The sequence below is a fragment of the Rhodococcus sp. NJ-530 genome (assembly GCF_003860625.1).
Classification (GTDB): domain Bacteria; phylum Actinomycetota; class Actinomycetes; order Mycobacteriales; family Mycobacteriaceae; genus Rhodococcus_F; species Rhodococcus_F qingshengii.
This window is the reverse complement of the sequence record NZ_CP034152.1, coordinates 1700160-1719557: the sequence shown is the minus strand read 5'-3', so window position 1 is coordinate 1719557 and position 19398 is coordinate 1700160. Positions and strand designations below refer to the sequence as shown.

Below are 19398 nucleotides of genomic sequence, written 5' to 3'. Positions count from 1 at the left end.
CATGAGCGAGAACACGACCAACCCGCGCGTGTACCTCACCGAAACCATGACAGAGGCCGAAGCCGGCGTGCTGCGAAAGTGGCTTGCCGACAAGGCAAGCTCATCCGAAACTCGGCCGGTCACCGTCAACATCACCGACAAGACCCTGGCAGAACTGGCGGCACGGACCGACGACCCGATGCTCGCACCGCTTCGCGTGGTGTGGATTCCGGACACCCATACCAAGCACAACGTCGCGGTGCGACTACGTGATGCGCTGGCACCACGCGATCCTCTCCACCCCGGACGCGGTGCACAACGCAGAACCCTGCGCACCGACCCCTCTCGGTGCCAGGTCATCGAAGGTGAACCCGCACCACTGAGCGATCTCGAGCGTCGCCTCGAAAAGAGCGGTGGCGGTTCGCTACCGGAGTTCATCCGACGGCAGGCCGCTCTGGCACTCGAACGCGCCGAATTGGGCCTACTGGGTGGCCAGTACAAGGTGTCACGGTTCGTCGTCGACGAGATCACCGACACCCGCCGATTCGCCACCGAGGTCATGGCTTTGGCCGACCGGTTGAACATCGCCGTCGCCGAAGTCGATCGCCGCGCACGTGAAGCTCTCGAAGAAATGGTTGCCACCCAGAGTCGCCAAGCCATCGCGGTGTGGGATCGCCTGGGCCGCTACTTCGCTCGCGCCTACAAGCTGGACGTGGACACGAGCCGCTTCGAGGAACTCCGTGAGCTGAACAAGGAACACTCACTGGTCTTCCTCCCCAGTCACCGTTCGTACCTCGATCCCCTCGTCCTGCGTCCGGCGTTGATCGCGAACGGCTTGCCGCTCAATCACGTCATGGGCGGCCTCAACATCAGTTTCTGGCCCATGGGCTCGATCCTCAAGCGCAGCGGCACCGTCTTCATTCGTCGAAGCATCGGCAACGACGAGGTCTACAAATGGTCGATGCACGAGTACATGCGCTATCTGCTGACCAAGCGCTTCAATCTGGAGTGGTACATCGAAGGTGGACGCGGACGTACCGGGAAACTACGCCCGCCGCGCTTCGGTCTCCTGACCTACCTGACCAAGGCATTTCAGGTCAGCGGAGCGTCCGACGTGTACCTCGTCCCGGTTGCGCTGAGCTACGACCAACTCTACGAGGTCGGGGCCATGGCTGCCGAGGCGCTCGGCGCCGAGAAGACACCGGAAGGCCTGCGCTGGATGGTGGGTTACGTACGCGCCCAGGGAAAACGCAACGGTGTCGCGCACGTGACCATCGGCCGGCCGCTCTCACTCGCGGACGCACTCAGCCAGGAAACCGATCAGCGCCTCGCCATTCAGAAGGCCGGCATCGAGGTGTGTCACCGCATCAACGAGGTCACCCCGGTGACCGTGTCTTCACTGGCGATGTTGGCGTTCCTCGGAATCGAAGACCGGGCGTTGACAGTTCGTGAACTCACCGCGATTCTCACGCCGCTGTTCGGCTACATCACCGCGCGAAATCTTCCGATCGCCGGCGACGTCGAACTGTCCGATCCGCGTGTCATCGAGAAGGCATTGCAGACACACGTCGATTCCGGGGTGCTCGAGCGCTTCGATCGGGGCGGCGAGCAGGTCTTCTACCTCGGCAAGGACCAGCATCTTGTCGCTGCCTTCTACCGCAACAACACGATTCACTTTCTTGTCGTGCGTGCCATCACCGAACTCGTACTTCAGGCAGCCGTCGAAGAGCGGTTCGAGGACCCCATCGGGGACGGGTGGGCAGAGGCCAAGCGCATCCGAGATTTGTTGAAATTCGAGTTCTTCTTCAGTGACCGGGACACGTTCGAGCAGGAGATGCGGACCGAGCTGACGCTGATCGACCCCGAGTGGGAAACCGTCATGGCCGACGACAAACGAACCGAGCACATGATCGAGACGGTTCGCCCGTACCTCGCGCACCGCGTGCTCCAACCGTTCCTCGAGGCGTACCAGGTTGTCGCCGATCAGCTTGTGCTCGCGCCGATTTCGACATCGTTCGACGAAAAGTCGTTCATCAGCAACTGCATCGACGTCGCACATCAGCGTCGACTGCGGCAGCAGATCGCCAGCAACGAATCCGTCTCCGGCGAATTATTCGCCACCGCACTGAATTTGGCGCGCAACCGTAACTTGATCGAAGTCGACGACGACGGAGTCCGGGCCAGGCGCCTGGCATTCGCTGCCGAGATCAAGGTTCAGGTCGAGCGCCTGCGTCACCTTCGCGCACTCGCGCATGCACGACTCGATCAGGTGGCGATGCCGGTACCGGACGCCGCCGCGGTAGTGACCATTCCAGAAGCAAACCGAGCGCCCGCCGCGAACGAGGAAGTAGGACTGTGACCGGACTCGAGCGTCTGCACTCCGCCATCGAAGCCGCCCCGCCCGGGCCCGGAACGATCGCCGCCTTCGACCTCGACGGCACCTTGATCAGCGGGTACTCGGCCAGCGTTGTGTACCGAGACCGCCTGCGACGCTTGGATATCAGCGTCGGCGAACTCTTGCGCACCACCGGTGCCGCGATCGACACCCAATTCCGCGGCGCTGACGTCGGAGCACTGATGGACATCGGCGTTCGAGCATTGGGCGGCCGTACCGTCGAGGAACTGAACGACTGGGGCCGACGGCTGTTCAAGCAGGAGATCGCCGCGATGATCTACCCGGAAGCCCGCGGGCTACTGGCGGCACACCGGCGAGCCGGCCACACGATCGTGATGGCTACGTCGGCGACTCCGTTCCAGGCCAAGTACGTCGCCGAAGATCTCGACATCGAAGACGTGCTGTGCACCGAGCCCGAAGTCGTGGACGGCATGCTCACCGGCGAACTGTCTTCGCCCGCACTGTGGGGGCCGGCCAAGGCCAATGCCCTTGCAGGCTATGCCGAGAAGATGGGCGCCGATCTGAAGAACGCGTTTGCGTACTCCAACGGTGTCGAAGACGTATTCATGCTCGAGGCCGTCGGGCGACCTGTCGCGTTGAATCCCGATCGTGGTCTGGCCAAGATCGCGTTGCGCAATCACTGGCCTTCGGTCAGCCTGCGTAAACCGCAACGAGGCGCAACACCGATCTCCACGATCCGAACGGCGACTGCCATGGGCGCGCTTGCTGCCACCGCCGCCCTCGGTGCGTCGGCAGGCATTGTCACCGGGAACCGTCAACTGGGTGCGAACCTGGTCGGCACGTACGGCCCCGACATCTCGCTCTCACTGCTGGGCATCGACGTCGAGATCGACGGCGAGCACAACGTGTGGGATCACCGCCCGGCGGTGTTCATGTTCAACCATCAGAGTTCCCTGGACATGTTGGTCCTGGGCACCGTGATCAAGCGTGACGTGACCGGCGTCGCGAAGAAAGAAGCGGCAAGCGATCCGCGGTTCATGCCCGTCGGTGCACTGCTCGACGTCGCCTACATCGACCGCACCGACACCACGAAGGCGAAGGCTGCACTGCAACCGGCAGTCGACAAGCTGAAGAATGGTGTCTCGATAGTCATAGCTCCGGAGGGCACCCGTTCTCCGACGCCACGTCTGGGCCCTTTCAAGAAGGGTGGATTCCACTTGGCGATCCAAGCCGGTGTGCCGATCGTGCCCGTGGTGATTCACAACGCGGGTGAACGGATGTGGCGCAATTCGCTTGTCGCCCATCCAGGCCCGGTCTATGTCTCGGTGCTCGATCCCATCTCGACCGAAGGCTGGGAGACCAAAGACCTCGACGCACACGTCGAGAAGGTGCGCGCGCAGTTCGAAGCTGCGCTACTTGCCGGCCACCGCTGAGCGTGCCAGGTGCTCGCGTGCAAACGCGAGCGCCTGCGCCAGCATCGACGACCGCTCCCGCCGGGTGCGCGCGTTCTGCGTGTTGATCTCGATGACAGCCTGGCCGCTGAATTCGCTCGCAGCCAATTGCTGACACAACTCCGCGCACGGCTGTGAGCCATGCCCCGGAATCAGGTGCTCGTCCATCGACGCCCCGCGACCGTCGGCCAGGTGCAGGTGCTCGAGCCCCTTGCCCATACGGGAGGCCAACTCCAGGGCATCCATGCCCGCCGTCGCGGTGTGCGACAGGTCGAGTGTGTAGTGAGCATGATCGGAATCGGTCGGGTCGTACGACGGACTGAACGCGGACAACGCTGCCCCTGGACCGCCACGTTTACGCAGACGCTCCGCGGACTTGTCCTTGCCGCCGAAGAAGCTGTCGGCGCGCATGGGGAACATGTTCTCCACCGCCACCACGACGCTGCTCTTCGATTCGAGATCGACAACCTGTTCCGCGAAGCCTTCGGCGTACTTGCGCTGCCACCGGAACGGCGGGTGGACGACCACCGTCGTCGCTCCCAAGGTTTCGGCCGTGCGCACCGAACGCTCGAGCTTCTCGACCGGATCGGAACCCCACACGCGCTGCGAAATCAGAAGACACGGCGCATGCACGGCCTGCACCGGAATGGCGTACTTGCGAACGAGGGCGGCAACAGCACCGACGTCCTGACTCACGGATTCGGCCCACACCATCAGTTCGACACCGTCGTATCCGAGATCAGCGGCGTAGCGAAATGCTGCTTCCGTGTTCTCCGGATATACCGAAGCCGTCGACAGGCCGACGGCTATCGGCCGACGAACCATGCGCTGCGATCCCCCGATCATCGTCCGATCAACCCGAGGTCAACAAGAACGCCAGTGGACCGAGCGTCACGATCATGCCGACGACCACCGCGATCACGAAACTCGTGATGTCGTCCGTCTTCCGCAGAACCCGCACGACGGCAACCAGGCCGACGATCACGATCAGCGCGAGCACCAACGCCACCCACGGCAGCATGTCCCACAGCTTCTCGAAGCCCTTGAACATCGCGCCGCCGACGATCAGTGCAACAACCACCTGACCGGCAAGCACTGCCCATTCACGGATCGCGTTACGCTCGCCTGTCTCTTCCGCTGCCGATTCGGCTTCGACATCGGACTCCGCGACGGCACTGGACTTTTTTGCACCGTCATCGACTGCCGGAGCCTTGACCAGATCGACAACAGCGGTGGATTCGGCCTCGCCGACATCCGCGTCTGCGATCTTGTCGATCAGTTCGGTGCTCTCTTCCGGCGCGGCCGGAGCGGGAGCGGTCTGTGCAGGTGCCTTGGCGACGGGAGTGGGGACACGCGGCGGCAGGATCGGCGGACGCAACGACGGCGACTGCGTTGCGGCGCGCTCCTGACGCATCAGGTCGCCCGCCAGGGTCTGACCCGACAGCAGGGCTGGTTCCTGCGTTACCTGCGTCGGTGACGAGGAGTTGAGCGGTGCCCGGCTCACCCACTGCCCGGGCGAGGACTTCGAGGTCTGTCCCGGCGAAGGCGTGGAAGTCGGCTTCGGAGTGGTGACCGGCGGCGCAGCAACCGGCTTCGACTCGCCCTTGGGTGCCTGCGGCTCGTCATCGTCATCGTCGTCGTCGAACGAGACGGCGAAGGCTGCGGTGCGATCGGCGGGAACCTTCGGTGCCGGTTCGACTGACTTGGCGGTTTCCGCGACAGCCTCGGCCGGCGCTGAAGGTGCAGAGTTCTCCGGCGCAGCGGTTTCCGGCGCAGCGGCTTCAGGCTGGGCTGCTGGTTCGCCGGACTCGGGCTCGGCGGCCGCGCGCGATCCCGACTGGCGAACGATCGGGATCTCACCCGTCAGTTCGGCGACGGAGATGCCACCGGCTACGCCGCGCCGGCGTCGTCCACCTCGGGATTCGACGCTCTGACCGTTCCGCTTGAGCAGTTCCGCTACGGAAATCTGCTGACTGTCCTCGGTCATCAAGCACTCACCACCAATTCACCGCCCATTTCTGTGTCGAGCTTTCGCAGAATCAGACCCTCACGCAGTGCCCAGGGACAAATTTCCAGTTCGTCCACTCCGAGCGCCCGCATGGTTGCCTCTGCGATGAGCGCGCCGGCCACAATCTGCTGTGACCGATCCGAGCTCACTCCTTCCAATTCTGCACGGTCCGCTGCCGTCATCCTGGATATGAAGGCTATGAGTTGCCTGAGTCCGCTGGAAGTCAGGGTCCGTTTTGCCCGGGGGCCTGCGGCAGAAGGGGCCGCGCCGGTGAGCCGAGCCAACGATCGGAAGGTCTTCGAAGTCCCGACCGTGCGGTCCCAGTCGCCGGCGGCGCGCAGTTCCTTGGCTGGTCCGACCAACTCCGCGTCCAGCCAGTCGCGCAATACAGCGACCCGGCGCTTGCCCGGCGGATCGGCCTGTAGCCAGTCGCGCGTCAACCGTCCGGCACCGAGTTGCAGTGAGAAGGCGACGTCCGGATCCTCGTCACCACCTGCTGTGAGTTCGAGCGAGCCGCCGCCGATGTCCAGGTTCAGGATGCGTCCGGCGCTCCAGCCGTACCAGCGGCGCACGGCCAGAAAGGTCAAGCGGGCTTCGTCGACCCCGGAGAGAACCTCGAGGTTGACTCCGGTCTCGGCGCGGACGCGGGCGAGTACGGCTTCGGAATTGTTGGCGTCACGGACCGCGGAAGTGGCAAAAGCCATCATTTCCTCGCACCCGGACGTCTTGGCGATACCGGCGAATTCGGAAACCGTCGAGACCAACCGATCGGCTCCTGACGTGGTGATATCGCCGCGGTCGTCAGTGTTTTCTGCCAGCCTCAACGTGGACTTGGTCGAGCTCATGGGTGTTGGGTGGCCGCCCCGATGGGCGTCCACAACCAATAGATGGACGGTATTGCTTCCGACGTCGAGTACCCCTAGTCGCACATCGCCACGTTACTGGGTCTACGGTCGGCCCTTGTGACAGCAGGTAACCCAGACCGGTCCCACAAGATGACTCCGAGCCCCGAGGTCGATCTCGATTTCCCGCGCGAATGGGTCGAATTTGTCGATCCGGATAACTCCGAACACCTCATTTCCGCTGATATGACGTGGTTGCTCTCGCATTGGACCTGCGTGTTCGGCACGCCGGCGTGTCAGGGCATCATCGGAGACCGCCCGGACGACGGTTGCTGCTCGCACGGCGCTTTCCTCTCCGATCAGGAAGATCAGGACAAGCTCGATGCGTCAGTGAAAATGCTCACAGCCGAAGACTGGCAGTTCATGGAAAAGGGTCTCGGCAAGAAGGGCTACGTCGAAGAAGACGACCTCGAGGACGAGCCCGCGCTGCGCACCCGCCGCTACAAAGGAGCGTGCATCTTCCTCAACCGGCCGGGTTTTGCCGGAGGCGAGGGCTGCGCTCTGCATTCCATGGCGCTCAAGAAGGGCATCGAGCCGCTCGAGGTGAAACCGGACGTGTGCTGGCAGCTACCGATCCGCCGCACCCAGGACTGGGTCGACCGGCCGGACGGCGTCCAGATCCTCAAGACCACGATCACCGAGTACGACCGCCGCGGCTGGGGTGAGGGCGGCGACGACCTCGCCTGGTACTGCTCCGGCTCCCCCGACGCTCATGTCGGGGAGCGGCAGGTCTGGCAGTCCTACGGGCCCGAGTTGACGGAACTTCTCGGAAAGCGCGCGTACGACGAGCTGGCTCGCCTCTGCAGACGTCGCGCGGGCCTCGGCCTCATCGCAGTCCATCCGGCGACCACGATCGCTCAGAACAAAGCTCAGGGCTGACTCCGCCTAGACAAAAGAATTCAGCCGCTCACACGATCGTGTGAGCGGCTGAATTCTCCTCGACATTTCTTCTCGACATTTCTTCTCGACGAGGTTCGATCACGCTTCGAGCTTGTAACCCAATCCACGGACCGTGACCAGATGTTCCGGCTTGGCCGGATCCGATTCGATCTTCGAACGCAACCGCTTCACGTGTACGTCAAGGGTTTTGGTGTCACCGACGTAGTCGGCGCCCCAGACGCGGTCGATCAACTGTCCGCGGGTCAGCACCCGACCGGAGTTGCGGAGCAGGTACTCGAGGAGGTCGAACTCCTTGAGCGGCAACGTCACCGGGTTACCCGCGACCTGCACGACGTGGCGCTCGACGTCCATCCGTACCGGTCCGGCCTCGAGCACCCCGTTGTCGGAGGCGAGGTCCGCCTCGTTCTCCACCCCGCGGCGCAGCACCGCACGGATGCGAGCGATCAGCTCGCGCGCCGAATACGGTTTGGTCACATAGTCGTCCGCACCGAGTTCCAGGCCGACAACCTTGTCGATCTCACTGTCACGCGCCGTCACCATGATGACGGGGACGCCGGAGCGCGACCGCAGCGCCTTGCAGACGTCCGTGCCACTCATGCCGGGCAGCATGAGGTCGAGCAGGACGATGTCCGCTCCGGAGCGATCGAATTCCGCCAACGCCGACGGTCCGTCGTTGACGATGGTGGTCTCGAAGCCTTCCTTGCGGAGCAGGAACGCCAGCGGGTCCGCCAAGGACTCCTCGTCCTCCACGATCAGCACACTCGTCATCGTTTGGCCTCCATGCCGTTTTCTCTACTGCCTTGTTCTCGTCTGCCGATCCGCGTGGAACCGGCGGTTCCCGCGTCGTCAGAGTCGATGTCGTCGTCCGACTCCACGTGTGCCGGTATCTGCAACGTGAAGGTAGACCCTGTTCCCGGTTTGCTCCACAGTTCGATGGAGCCGTTGTGATTGGCCGCGACGTGTTTGACGATCGCCAGCCCCAGACCGGTTCCACCGGTCTGCCGTGACCGCGCCTTGTCCACGCGGAAGAATCTCTCGAACACTCGCTCCTGGTCCGCTTTCGCGATGCCTTCTCCTCGGTCGGTGACTGCGATCGCGACATTGTCGCCGCGCACCGAACGACTGACGGACACCGGAGAACCCTTGGGCGAGTAAGCAATAGCGTTCTCGATGAGGTTGGACAATGCTGTGACGAGGAGAGTCTGATCCCCGAGTACTTCCAGCCCACTCGGATGGTCGGTGGTGACCGTGATCCCGGCCGCCTCGGCCGACAGATTCGACCTCGACAGTGCTTCGGACACCACGGTGTCGACGTCGACCACGTCGAGATCCGGCAGCTTCTCGGCACCTTGCAGACGCGAGAGTGCGATCAACTCGGTGACCATCTTGCCCAGACGAATCGACTCACCGAGCACCCGTTCGCCGAAGTGGCGTACCGATTCCGGGTCGTCAGCGGACTCGAGCAGTGCCTCGGCAAGCAAACTCATCGCACCGACCGGCGTCTTGAGTTCGTGGCTGACGTTCGCGACGAAATCGCGTCGGGTCGCCTCCATGCGGACCTGCTCGGAATCGTCGTCGGCGAACAGGACCACGAAGTTGCGATCGTCCTTGCTGAGCAACCGGGCCGTGCCACGTACCGCGATCTTGTCGCGGCCCCGCTGAGCGGTCTGCGCCGTCAGATCGACCTCGACAGGTTGACCCGTCCGCAGAACTTCCTGAGCAGCCCGCCAAGCTCGCTCGTCGACCAGACGATTCTTGACGAGACCGAGTTCCTCGGCGCGAGGATTGAAGAGCACGACGTCGTGAAAACCGTCGACGACGGCGATACCGCTTTCCGAAGCCAACACGATGAGGTCGAGAACCTGGGACATCGTGAGCCCGGTCTGTTCGTCCGAGCGCTGACTCTGGCGCGACGACAGCCTGGGTACCAGCACCCCGCCGACGAGGTAGCCGACCAAGCCGGCGACCACGACCAGCAGCACTGCAATCACGACACTCACGGCGCAATCGTACGTTCGCGCGAAGAGTCGGTTACGGCGGGTTCGGACGTTCCCACCCGCGTAATCCGCCAGGTGGACGGCGTTGGTTCGTCGTTCATCTGTTGTTGGCCGAGGCCCCCCGAAATCACTGTTCGGGGGGCCTCGACGCACATCATCGGGTTGCTACTTTCCGCCCTGATTCGCCACCGCGGCGGCGCCGGCAGCTGCGGCCTCCGGATCCAGGTAGGTGCCGCCGGGATTGAGCGGCTTCAGGTTCTCGTCGAGGTCGTAACGCAGCGGGATTCCGGTCGGGATGTTCAGGCCCGCGATGTCCTCGTCCGAGATGCCGTCGAGGTGCTTGACCAACGCACGCAGCGAGTTGCCGTGCGCGGTGACCAGCACGTTCCGACCGGCGAGCAGCTCCTGGGAGATGGTGTCCTCCCAGTACGGGATCAGACGCTTGACGACGTCGAGCAGGCACTCGGTCAAGGGAACCTCGTCGAGGTTCGCGTACCGGGGATCGGTGTCCTGGCTGTACTCGCTGCCGGCTTCGATGGCGGGCGGCGGGGTGTCGTAGCTACGACGCCAGAGCATGAACTGCTCGTTTCCGTACTCTTCCTTGGTCTGCGCCTTGTTCTTGCCCTGCAGAGCGCCGTAGTGGCGCTCGTTGAGACGCCAGTCGCGCACTACCGGGATCCAGTGGCGATCGGCGGCGTCGAGCGCGAGGTTGGCGGTGCTGATCGCGCGGCGCAGCAGAGACGTGTAGAGAACGTCGGGCAACAGGTTGTGCTCGGCGAGCAGTTCGCCGGCGCGCTTGCCCTCGGCCATGCCCTTGTCTGTCAGGTGTACGTCCACCCAGCCGGTGAACAGATTGAGTGCATTCCATTCGCTCTCGCCGTGGCGGAGCAGGACCAGGGTTCCGATACTCATGGCGTTCATCCTGGCACGAGTACCGGAACCCTTCTTGATCAACCCTGTCCGGAAATCAGCTCGGGGCTACTTCCGCAGTTCGCAGATCCTTGCGGAGGATCTTTCCGGCCGCGGATTTCGGCACGGTGCTGATGAACGAAACCTGGCGAACCTTCTTGTGCGGCGAGACGCGCTCGGCGACGAAGGTGATCACGTCGTCTTCGGTCAACTCGGCGCCGTCCTGGAGCACGACGAATGCCTTCGGAACCTCTTCGCCCTCAGCGTCGAGCACACCGATCACTGCGGCGTCGGCGATCTGCGGATGGGTCAGCAGCAAGGCCTCGAGTTCCGCCGGGGGAACCTGGTAGCCCTTGTACTTGATCAGTTCCTTGAGGCGGTCGACGATCTTGACGACGCCGTCGCCGTCGACGGTCGCGATGTCACCGGTGTGCAGGTAACCGTCGTCGTCGAGGGTGTCCTTGGTGGCCTGGTCGTTGCCGAGGTAGCCGAGCATGATGTTCGGGCCCTTGCACCACAGTTCGCCGGGCTCGCTGACGCCGTCCGAGCCGAGAGCCGGGTACGCGACCTCTTCGCCCGTTCCGGGGTCGACGAGCTTGCATTCCATGTTGGCGATGGTCGGACCGCAGGTGTCGAGCGCGATGTCGTCGCGGTCGAACGGAATCGCGTGCGAGACCGGGCTCATCTCGGACATGCCGTAGCCCTGGCGGACGTGGCAGTTCAACCGGTCGGCGACGGCCTTGCCGAGCGCCGCGTCGAGCGGGGCCGCACCGGAGAAGATGGTGTGCACGCTCGAGAGGTCGTACTGATCGACGAGCGGATGCTTGGCCAGCGCGACGGCAACGGGCGGTGCGACGAAGATGTACGTCGACTTCTGCTCGGCGACGATCCGCAGGAACTCGACGAGATCGAACTTCGGCATCGTGATGAGGCTCGCGCGGCGATAGAGCGCAGCGTTGAGCAGGACAGTCATGCCGTAGATGTGGAAGAACGGCAGGACCGCGAGAATCTTGTCGTCGGTCTCGATGCCCATCCGCGGAATGATCTGGCAGACGTTGGCCACGAGGTTCCGATGGGTGAGCATGACCCCCTTGGGTCGGCCGGTGGTGCCCGAGGAGTACGGCAGCACCGCGAGTTGGGTGGCCGGATCGAAGGAGACCTCGGGCGCCGCTGCACCCTCGCCGAGCAGATCACGCAGCGAGAGGTGGCCTTCGGCCCCGTCGAGTACGAACACGTTCTCGGCCGGGATACCGACCAGGTCAGCAGCGGCCTTTGCCTGCGGCAGGAGCGGCGAGACGGTGAAGAGGAACTTGGCCTTGGAATCGGTGAGCTGCTTGGCGATGTCCTCGGCGGTGTAGAGCGCGTTGATCGTGGTCGCGACGCCACCGGCACGAAGGATGCCGTGGAAGACGGAACCGAAGGCCGGGACGTTGGGCGAATGCAGCCCGACCACGTCGCCGACGCTGAGTCCGCGCGCTGCGAGAGCGCCTGCAACGCCGTTGATCTGTGCGATCAGCGAAGCGTATGTGGTGACTGCGCCCGAACTGCCCTCGACGAATGCCGTCTTGTCGAGGTCTGCGGGGTCGGTGTTTCCGAACAGGAAGTCGTAGACGCTGAGGTTGGGGATTTCAACGTCGGGGAACGGACTCTTGAAGCTCACTGTGCTCCTCGAAAAGTTGCGCGGCGGGGTGGTGTGACCAACTTACTGTGACTCACGGGAACAGTATTATTCCGTGACGACAGTCACAAGTAAAGGTCACTTTACGTGACACATCCGCGATGTGTCTCACCCCGCTCGATCAGCTCTGCGCGGGCTCCTCCTCGATGAGGTGCTTGAACGGTTCGAGATTCGCCAGCGACTCGCCTCGCGACACCCGCCACGCCCACTCACGCTTGATGGACGAGGAGAAGCCGAGTTCGAGGATGACGTTGAAATCGCCGTCGGCGGCTTCGAGAACCTGACCGAGCACTCGGTCGAGTTCATCGCCGGTCACGGCATGCTCCGCGATCTTGCCGACCAGGTAGATGTCCCCGACCTTGTCGAGTGTGTACGCCACCCCGTACAGACGGCGGTTGCGCTTGAGCAGGAACTTGTAGACGCCTTCGAAGTTCTCGTCCACCTTGCGGCACACGAAGGCCTCGACCCGCACACCGTGATTGCCAACGGTGAGCAGAGTCGACGTCTTGAGTTTGTGTTCACCGGGAAGTTCGACGATGAAATGCGCGTCGTCTTTTCTGGTGAAGTCGAGTTCACGCTCGGTGAGGGCCTGCTCGATGGTGTCCGAAATGCTGCTCATGTACGCACTCCCCCGGTCCGGCGCAGACGCCACAGACCCCGCGCACGGCGGGGCGAGAAGTCGCTGGGACCGGTTCCGTTGTTGTAGTTGACTGCGGCTTTGCGATAGCTCTCGAGCAAACCGTCCGCGGTGTGTTCCCACGAGAAATTTTCGGCGTGACGCGGTGCCTGCGCGGCGAGTTCGGCCAAGCGCGTCGGTGCTGTCACCAAAGATTCGAGGGCGCCGGCCCAGTCTTCGGTGCGGTGTCCTTGAACCAGCAGGCCTGTCTCCCCGTTGCGTACGGCTACTCCCAGTCCGCCGACGTCGGCGGCGATCACGGGAGTTCCGCAGGCTTGAGCTTCGATGGCGACCAATCCGAAGGACTCCGAATAGCTCGGCACCGCAACCAGATCCGAGGCACGGTAGACATCGGCGAGACGCTCAGGAGCCTGCGGCGGCAAGAACGTCACCTGCGCTGTGATGCCGAGTGAGCGTGCCAGTTCGATCAGCACGTCCGGCCGCGCGAGGCCAGTTCCGGACGGCCCGCCGACGACGAGGATGCGCAACGGCAACTCGGGGCGACGGCTGATCACTTCGGCGGCAGCACGCAGCAGAACGTCCGGCGCTTTCAGAGGTTGGATCCGGCCGACGAAAGTCACGACGACCTCGCCCGGGTCCAACCCCAACGACGCGCGGGCGGAATCGCGATCGCCCGGTCGGTAGCGGGTGAGATCGGCGCCGGGAGCCACGACGTCGATACGCGTGGGATCTGCGCCGTACAACTCGTGCAGCGCCTTGGCTTCGTCGGTGGTGTTGGCGACCAGGCGATCGGACTCGGCGACTACTTGCTGCTCGCCGATCTGACGTGCTGCCGGCTCCGGGGTGTCTCCCTCGGCAAGCGAAAGATTCTTCACCGCCGCGAGGGTGTGGGCGGTGTGTACGAGGGGCACGCCCCAGCGGTCGCGGGCCAGCCAGCCGACCTGACCGGACAACCAGTAGTGCGAGTGAATCAGGCTGTAGTACCCGGGCTCGTGGCGCGCTTCCTCCCGCAGAACTCCTGCGACGAAGGCACACAGTTGAGTCGGCAGATCCGCCTTGTCCAGCCCTTCGAAGGGACCAGCAGCAATGTTCCGAACCCGCACTCCGGGAGCGGCGTCCACCACGGGTGCGTCGGCCGAGGACGTCGCGCGGGTGAATATCTCCACCTCGACGCCACGTTTGGCGAGCTGAATGGCGGATTGCAGAACGTAGACGTTCATCCCACCCGCGTCACCGGTGCCGGGTTGCGCCAATGGCGAGGTGTGGACCGAGAGAACGGCCACCCGGCGAGGGCGCGAAATGTGCATGGGCGTCACGACTCCATACTGCCCCCTCACCGGGCGCGAACTCTAACCGAGGCTCGAGATGAAGGTTCGCACTTCGGACACGAATCGTGTCGGATCCTCCACGAACGGGCCGTGATTGCAGCCTTCCCAGTACGACGCCTGGGACTTGGGAATCAGTTCCTCGGCGTGCTTACCTGCGCTCACGTCGACGACGGAGTCGTCGGTTCCGTGCAGAACGAGGACCGGGATGTCCAGGTTGCGAAGCAACTCGTCGTGACCGACAGCACGGTTGAACAGTGCTGCGCGCACCCGCGGACGCGTCGAGAGGCTGTACCCGAACAAGGCCTGCGACGCTGCACCCTTGCCCTCGTGTGGGCCGGTGAGAGCATTGCCGAAAGCGCCGAGTGCACGGATCGCCTCGCGGGGATCTTCGGACATCGCGCCGGGAACTGCGCTACGCATCGCCGAGCCGACCTTGCCACCTTTTTCGCCGCGCCCGATGCTGGTGATCGCCCCGACCAGAACCGCGCCCGCCACCGCGCCGGTGCCGTGCGCTGCCAGGTAATCGCAGATCACCAGACCGCCGTACGACCAGCCGAGCAGGATCGCGTTCTCGGTGACGCCTTCGGCCGCAAGAACAGCCGCGACGTCGCCGGCCCAGTTCGCGGAATCGTCGTATCCGGATTCGGGCGCATCTGAGTAACCGTGGCCGCGCAGATCGACGGCGATCAGCCGATAGTCCGCGGCCAGGTCCGCGAGGACCTGCTCGCCCCAGCACTGCGAGGACTGAGCCCAGCCGTGCAGCAACACCAGCGGGGTCCCCGCCGAATTTCCGGTTACTCGATAGACGATGGACGTGCCGTCGACGCTGACGGCTTCACGAATAGACATGCCGTCACGATAGAGGCTGCGACTGCGGCGCCGACGGCGAGCATGTAGGCCGACGGGACGCCGTAGCGATCGATCAGCTGTCCGGCCAGCGCAGACCCGAGCGCCACGCCGACGCCGAGGCCGGTAACCGTCAGGGTCATTCCCTCGGTGAGCTTTTCCGGTGGGACGATCTGTTCGACCAGGGCTGTCGCGATGATGAGCGTCGGTGCGATGGTCGCGCCCGCCAGCACGTAGGCACCCGCAAGTGCGGCCACGTTTCCGACCAACAGAAGCGGGACGCTGAGAACGGCGACCGCCGAGGACGCGATCATCAACTGCCCGCGCAGCGATCGCGCCGGGTGCATCGACCCGAAGATCAGTCCCGCGATTCCCGAACCGCCGGCGAACAGCGCGAGGACCAGCGTCGCCGACCCCGGCGAATTCTGTTCCTTGGTGAACGCGATGGCGCCGACGTCGATGACGCCGAAGATCGTTCCGAGCATCACCATGATCACGATGACGATCCACATCACGTGGTTACCGAGAACCGATCGTCCGCGGCCGGGTCGACGCGGATGCACCTTCGGTTCGGTTCCGCGCTGTATGACCAGCAGCAGGGTTCCGGTGACCAGCAGGATCAACCCTGCCAGTGGTCCAGCCTCGGGGAAGAGCCCGATGCTCAGACCTACCGATATGACCGGGCCCGCCACGAAGCAGAGCTCGTCCACCACCGATTCGAAGGCGAAGGCGGTGCGCAGCTGAGGTTTTCCGACATAGATCGCCACCCACCTGGCGCGAATCATCGCGCCGATCGTCGGAGTGGCGCCGCCGGGGACGACCAGAACGAACAGCAGCCAGTCGGGAGCTTCCATCCGGACTGCGAGCAGGAGCGCCCCGATCGCGGTGACGCTCACGGCTGCGGCAATCGGCAGGACCGCTCGCTGTCCGAAGCGGTCGACCGCACGCGAGACCGCGGGCGCGATGATCGCCGACGAGAGCGCAAAAACCGCGGCGAGCGCGCCGGCGAGCGCGTAGTCACCACGAAGTTGCGAGATCATCGTCACGATTCCGATACCGATCATGGCGATCGGCAGCCTTGCGACAAATCCGGCGGCCGAGAAGGCGACCGATCCGGGGGCGGCAAAGATCTCGCGGTAGGCGCTCAGCAGGCCTTTGTTGGTGGATTCGCTCATGTCAGCTTCTCGTGCACTGAACAAGGTTCACAGAGCCGAGGCCGACTCGACAAATCGTTTTCACTGTGCGCTCGGGTTGACCTGTCGGTAACTTGCCTTACGATTGCGCGAATGAGTGTCCTGGTGTGTTTCCACGCCCATCCCGATGACGAAGTTTTCACTACGGGCGGCGTGATGAGAATGGCCGCCGACGCAGGTCACCGCGTCGTAGTCGTCACCGCTACCGACGGTGCTCTCGGTGAATTCCCCGACGGACTGTTGGACGAATACGAGACGTTGGCTCAGCGCCGCAGCCGTGAGCTCGAGGCGTCCACCGACGCGTTGGGTGCCAGTCGCGTCGTGTCCCTGCACTACCCGGATTCGGGGATGGTGGGTACGCCCGAGAACGAGAATCCGGAAGCGTTCTGCAACGTCGACGTCGAGAAGGCCGCCGAGCGTCTGGCCGAGGTTCTTCGTGAAGAGAACGCCGATGTCCTGACCATCTACGACCCCAACGGCGGATACGGCCACCCGGATCACATCCAGGTCCACCACGTCGGCGTTCGTGCTGCAGAACTCGCGGGCACGCCGTTCGTCTACGAGGCGTCCACCAACCGCGATCACATGAAGATGCTGATGCAGGCCAACCCCGAGTGGACCGAGGAGGCGCAGCCGCCGGACATCGAATCGTTCGGGCTTCCGGCTGACCAACTCACCACCGCGGTCGACGTCAGTTCGGTGATCTCGTCCAAGCGCGCGGCCATGTACGCGCACGCAACGCAGGTCGGCGATTTCGGCCCGTTCCTCGAAATGCCGACGGAGCAGCTCGCCGCGGCATTCGGCACCGAGTGGTTCCGTCGTCGCAACGCGCCGGAAGGGCTGTCGGAAACCGCCCTGCCCCTGTGAGTCACCGCCCTCGATAAACCGAAGTCCCGACGGAGGTTTCGGCGGCTCGTTAACATCGGTAGGCATGGACCTCGAACAACTTGTCGCGAGCATGCCTTTTGCAGTTCACACCGGAATTCAGTTGGACAGCGCGGCACCCGAACAGGTTGTCGGCCATCTGGATTGGGACAGCCACCGCACCACCGCCGGCAACGGAATGCACGGCGGCGCCTTGATGACGCTGGCAGACAGCGTCGGCGCCGTCTGTGCATTCCTCAATCTGCCGTCCGGCGCAAGTACGTCCACCACCAGTTCGTCGACCGTCTTCACTCGCGGCGTGCGCAAGGGCACGGTCACCGCCACCGCCCGGCCACTGCACGCGGGGCGCAGCACCGTCGCGGTGGTGACCGAGATCCGCGACGACGAGGGCCGCCTCGTCGCTCAGGTCACCGCATCACAGGCAGTACTGGGACCGTGAAGCTTCCCGCGTACCGCGCTTCGGGTGCCACCCTGCCGTACGGCAATCTGCTTGCCTCCCATGACGTTGCGATGGAGGGTTACTTCTGGCGATTCACGATGCCAGACAGCGGGCGGGTGGTGATCGCGCTCGCCGGAATCAACAAGGCCGACGGCGGCAGCTGGTCGACGCTCGGTCTCGCGGCACACCCAGGCGGATTCCTCCGCACTGCTGAGCATCCGAATGGATCGGCCGATCCCCGTATCCTGGGGGCCTACGCCGACAACGCTTTCCGCGGCAATGCCGATCGACTCCAGGTCGATTTCGGCGACAGTCATCTCGACGTGCGCATCAGTAGTCAGCGATTCTGGCCGCACCGCCGCTTCGGGGGATCGAGTTACTTCCAATCAATTCCCGCACTCAATCAGTACTGGCATCCGTGGCTGCTCGGCGGCCGGGTCGAGGGAAGCGCCGTCATCGACGGGCAGAGCTGGGATCTCACCGGAGCGCAGGTGTACGGCGAGAAGAACTGGGGAAAGGGAGGATTTCCGGAATCCTGGTGGTGGGGACAGGCACAGGGGTTCACCGATCCTCGAGCCTGCGTGGCGTTTGCCGGCGGACAGGTCAGCGCCGGACCTCTGCGCACCGAAGTCACCGCCGTCGTTGCCGCGCTACCGGACGGAACGGTATTGCGGCTGGGTAATCCACTGACGTCACAGGTGGAGACGACGGTGTCCGACGATCGCTGGACGCTTCGGGGTTACAGCCGGAAGTGGAGCGTCGACATCGACGGGACCGCACCCATCGCCGACGCACACATACTTCCTGTTCCGATACCTGCCGAGCGTCGAAACGTGCCAGGAGCGCTCGAGCATCTCGGTGGATCGATGTCGGTCATCGTCCGCCGGCGCGGCACCATCGTCTGGAAGGACAGGTCGAGGTTGGCTGCTCTCGAGCACGGCGGATTGGATCGGGCGCAGGCCGAACTCACTCGGCGGGAACAGCTCTCGCAAGATCGATGAGAGCGGAGGCCGCAGGATTCTTGCCGCCCGACGAACGCCAGACCAATTCCAGCCGAGATCGCGCCTCCGGTTCGAGATCGATCCGATGCAACTCCCCCACTGCCGACTCGGGAAGCACGGCCATTCCCAGCCCCTGCGCGGCCAATGAAACGATGATGCCGAGGTTGCTTGCCTCGAGCGCAACCGTCGGCGTGGTGCCGGCCGCGGCGCATGCGAAGTTCAGACACGTCCTGATACCGGTTCCCTCCGGCAGACAGATGACCGATCGCGTGGCGAGCTCGGCAAACGGTAGAGACGACACCTCGGCCAGCGGATGATCCGTTGCCACTCCGGCCACCAGTCGTTCGTCGGTGATCACCCTCGATTCGAGCCCTTCCGGCAACTCTCCCGCCACCCCGATGACGGCTATGTCGAAGGTTCCGTCCAACACTCCGGCAAGCAGACTGCGCGAATCGTCCTCGGCCAGCGAGATGTCCAGTCCGGGGTGTTTGTTGTGCAACCGACTGAGCAGATCTGTGAGGTCGGCGGAAGCGCAGGCGGTAACCATCCCGACCGAAACGGAGCCGCGAACAAGTCCGTTCAGGGCATCGACAGCGTCGCGGGTGCTCTGAACGGAAGCGAGTGCAGCGTAGGCGTGTGGGAGGACAGCTCGCCCGGCGTCGGTCAGACGAACGGTTCGACCACTACGATCGAGCAATTCCTGCCCCAGCTCACGTTCCAGCCGTTTGACCTGCGCACTCACACCCGGTTGGGCTACGTGAAGCCGCTCGGCGGCGCGAGTGAAATTAGCTTCCTCAACGACAGCGACAAAGTACTCGAGTTGCCGAAGTTCCATAACTGCTAATTCTAGCTGCGAGACAAACTAGATCTTGGACTTATCGCCGGTGCG

Annotated in this window: 18 protein-coding genes; 6 read left to right on the top strand and 12 right to left on the bottom strand. The window is 64.0% G+C overall.

Annotated elements, in window-relative coordinates; translation table 11 throughout:
- The first annotated feature begins 1 nt into the window (after position 1).
- Positions 2 to 2338, top strand: a complete 2337-nt coding sequence (locus EHW12_RS08035) for a glycerol-3-phosphate 1-O-acyltransferase (RefSeq protein WP_007735324.1) — start codon at positions 2 to 4, stop codon at positions 2336 to 2338.
- A complete protein-coding gene (locus EHW12_RS08030) occupies positions 2335 to 3768 on the top strand; it encodes an HAD-IB family hydrolase (RefSeq protein WP_003941905.1) in 1434 nt (477 codons plus the stop codon). The genes EHW12_RS08035 and EHW12_RS08030 overlap by 4 nt, the downstream gene beginning before the upstream one ends.
- On the opposite strand, the gene EHW12_RS08025 is transcribed toward EHW12_RS08030, so the two are convergent.
- From EHW12_RS08025 to EHW12_RS08015, 3 genes are read right to left on the bottom strand one after another with little or no spacing between them, the layout of a single operon-like run.
- Complete coding sequence (locus EHW12_RS08025) at positions 3748 to 4632, bottom strand: sugar phosphate isomerase/epimerase (RefSeq protein WP_003941889.1); 885 nt, start codon at positions 4630 to 4632, stop codon at positions 3748 to 3750. The genes EHW12_RS08030 and EHW12_RS08025 overlap by 21 nt on opposite strands.
- Before the next feature lie 7 nt (positions 4633 to 4639).
- Complete coding sequence (locus tag EHW12_RS08020; protein WP_125050477.1) at positions 4640 to 5773, bottom strand: hypothetical protein; 1134 nt, start codon at positions 5771 to 5773, stop codon at positions 4640 to 4642.
- On the bottom strand, positions 5773 to 6723 hold the full coding sequence (locus tag EHW12_RS08015) for a Ppx/GppA phosphatase family protein (protein WP_003941975.1): 951 nt from the start codon (positions 6721 to 6723) through the stop codon (positions 5773 to 5775). Before EHW12_RS08015 ends, EHW12_RS08020 begins: the two co-directional genes overlap by 1 nt.
- 66 nt (positions 6724 to 6789) lie before the next feature.
- Here EHW12_RS08015 and EHW12_RS08010 point away from each other — a divergent pair, with 66 nt between their 5' ends.
- The gene (locus tag EHW12_RS08010) at positions 6790 to 7575 is read left to right on the top strand and encodes a hypothetical protein (protein WP_003941928.1); all 786 of its coding nucleotides are present in this window, start codon (positions 6790 to 6792) and stop codon (positions 7573 to 7575) included.
- A gap of 99 nt (positions 7576 to 7674) precedes the next feature.
- Here EHW12_RS08010 and EHW12_RS08005 read toward each other — a convergent pair whose 3' ends face one another.
- The 8 genes from EHW12_RS08005 to EHW12_RS07970 form a co-directional block, all read right to left on the bottom strand.
- Positions 7675 to 8364, bottom strand: coding sequence for a response regulator transcription factor (locus EHW12_RS08005; protein ID WP_003942020.1), 690 nt, complete (start codon positions 8362 to 8364; stop codon positions 7675 to 7677).
- Positions 8361 to 9596, bottom strand: coding sequence for an ATP-binding protein (locus tag EHW12_RS08000; protein WP_003941938.1), 1236 nt, complete (start codon positions 9594 to 9596; stop codon positions 8361 to 8363). Before EHW12_RS08000 ends, EHW12_RS08005 begins: the two co-directional genes overlap by 4 nt.
- A 162-nt stretch (positions 9597 to 9758) precedes the next feature.
- Positions 9759 to 10514, bottom strand: a complete 756-nt coding sequence (locus EHW12_RS07995) for a phosphoglyceromutase (protein WP_003941992.1) — start codon at positions 10512 to 10514, stop codon at positions 9759 to 9761.
- Positions 10515 to 10560: 46 nt separating this feature from the next.
- Positions 10561 to 12162, bottom strand: coding sequence for an AMP-binding protein (locus EHW12_RS07990; protein ID WP_042923257.1), 1602 nt, complete (start codon positions 12160 to 12162; stop codon positions 10561 to 10563).
- Positions 12163 to 12301: 139 nt separating this feature from the next.
- Complete coding sequence (locus EHW12_RS07985) at positions 12302 to 12799, bottom strand: YbjN domain-containing protein (RefSeq protein WP_047268888.1); 498 nt, start codon at positions 12797 to 12799, stop codon at positions 12302 to 12304.
- The gene (mshA, locus tag EHW12_RS07980) at positions 12796 to 14124 is read right to left on the bottom strand and encodes a D-inositol-3-phosphate glycosyltransferase (protein ID WP_003941843.1); all 1329 of its coding nucleotides are present in this window, start codon (positions 14122 to 14124) and stop codon (positions 12796 to 12798) included. Before mshA ends, EHW12_RS07985 begins: the two co-directional genes overlap by 4 nt.
- Before the next feature lie 42 nt (positions 14125 to 14166).
- The gene (locus tag EHW12_RS07975) at positions 14167 to 14994 is read right to left on the bottom strand and encodes an alpha/beta hydrolase (protein ID WP_164490554.1); all 828 of its coding nucleotides are present in this window, start codon (positions 14992 to 14994) and stop codon (positions 14167 to 14169) included.
- Entirely contained in the window at positions 14940 to 16166 is a 1227-nt protein-coding gene (locus tag EHW12_RS07970; RefSeq protein WP_003942019.1) for an MFS transporter, read from the bottom strand. The genes EHW12_RS07975 and EHW12_RS07970 overlap by 55 nt, the downstream gene beginning before the upstream one ends.
- A 111-nt stretch (positions 16167 to 16277) precedes the next feature.
- Between EHW12_RS07970 and EHW12_RS07965 the strand changes: the two genes are divergently transcribed.
- The 3 genes from EHW12_RS07965 to EHW12_RS07955 all read left to right on the top strand — a co-directional run bounded on the left by EHW12_RS07965 (position 16278) and on the right by EHW12_RS07955 (position 18509).
- Positions 16278 to 17051: a PIG-L family deacetylase gene (locus tag EHW12_RS07965; RefSeq protein ID WP_003942001.1), complete on the top strand. Its 774-nt coding sequence runs from the start codon at positions 16278 to 16280 to the stop codon at positions 17049 to 17051.
- Positions 17052 to 17115: 64 nt separating this feature from the next.
- On the top strand, positions 17116 to 17508 hold the full coding sequence (locus EHW12_RS07960) for a PaaI family thioesterase (protein ID WP_007735335.1): 393 nt from the start codon (positions 17116 to 17118) through the stop codon (positions 17506 to 17508).
- The gene (locus EHW12_RS07955; RefSeq protein WP_125050476.1) at positions 17505 to 18509 is read left to right on the top strand and encodes a tocopherol cyclase family protein; all 1005 of its coding nucleotides are present in this window, start codon (positions 17505 to 17507) and stop codon (positions 18507 to 18509) included. The genes EHW12_RS07960 and EHW12_RS07955 overlap by 4 nt, the downstream gene beginning before the upstream one ends.
- On the opposite strand, the gene EHW12_RS07950 is transcribed toward EHW12_RS07955, so the two are convergent.
- A complete protein-coding gene (locus EHW12_RS07950; RefSeq protein WP_007735338.1) occupies positions 18475 to 19344 on the bottom strand; it encodes a LysR family transcriptional regulator in 870 nt (289 codons plus the stop codon). The two genes, EHW12_RS07955 and EHW12_RS07950, sit on opposite strands and share 35 nt — an antisense overlap.
- Between the last annotated feature and the right edge of the window lie 54 nt (positions 19345 to 19398).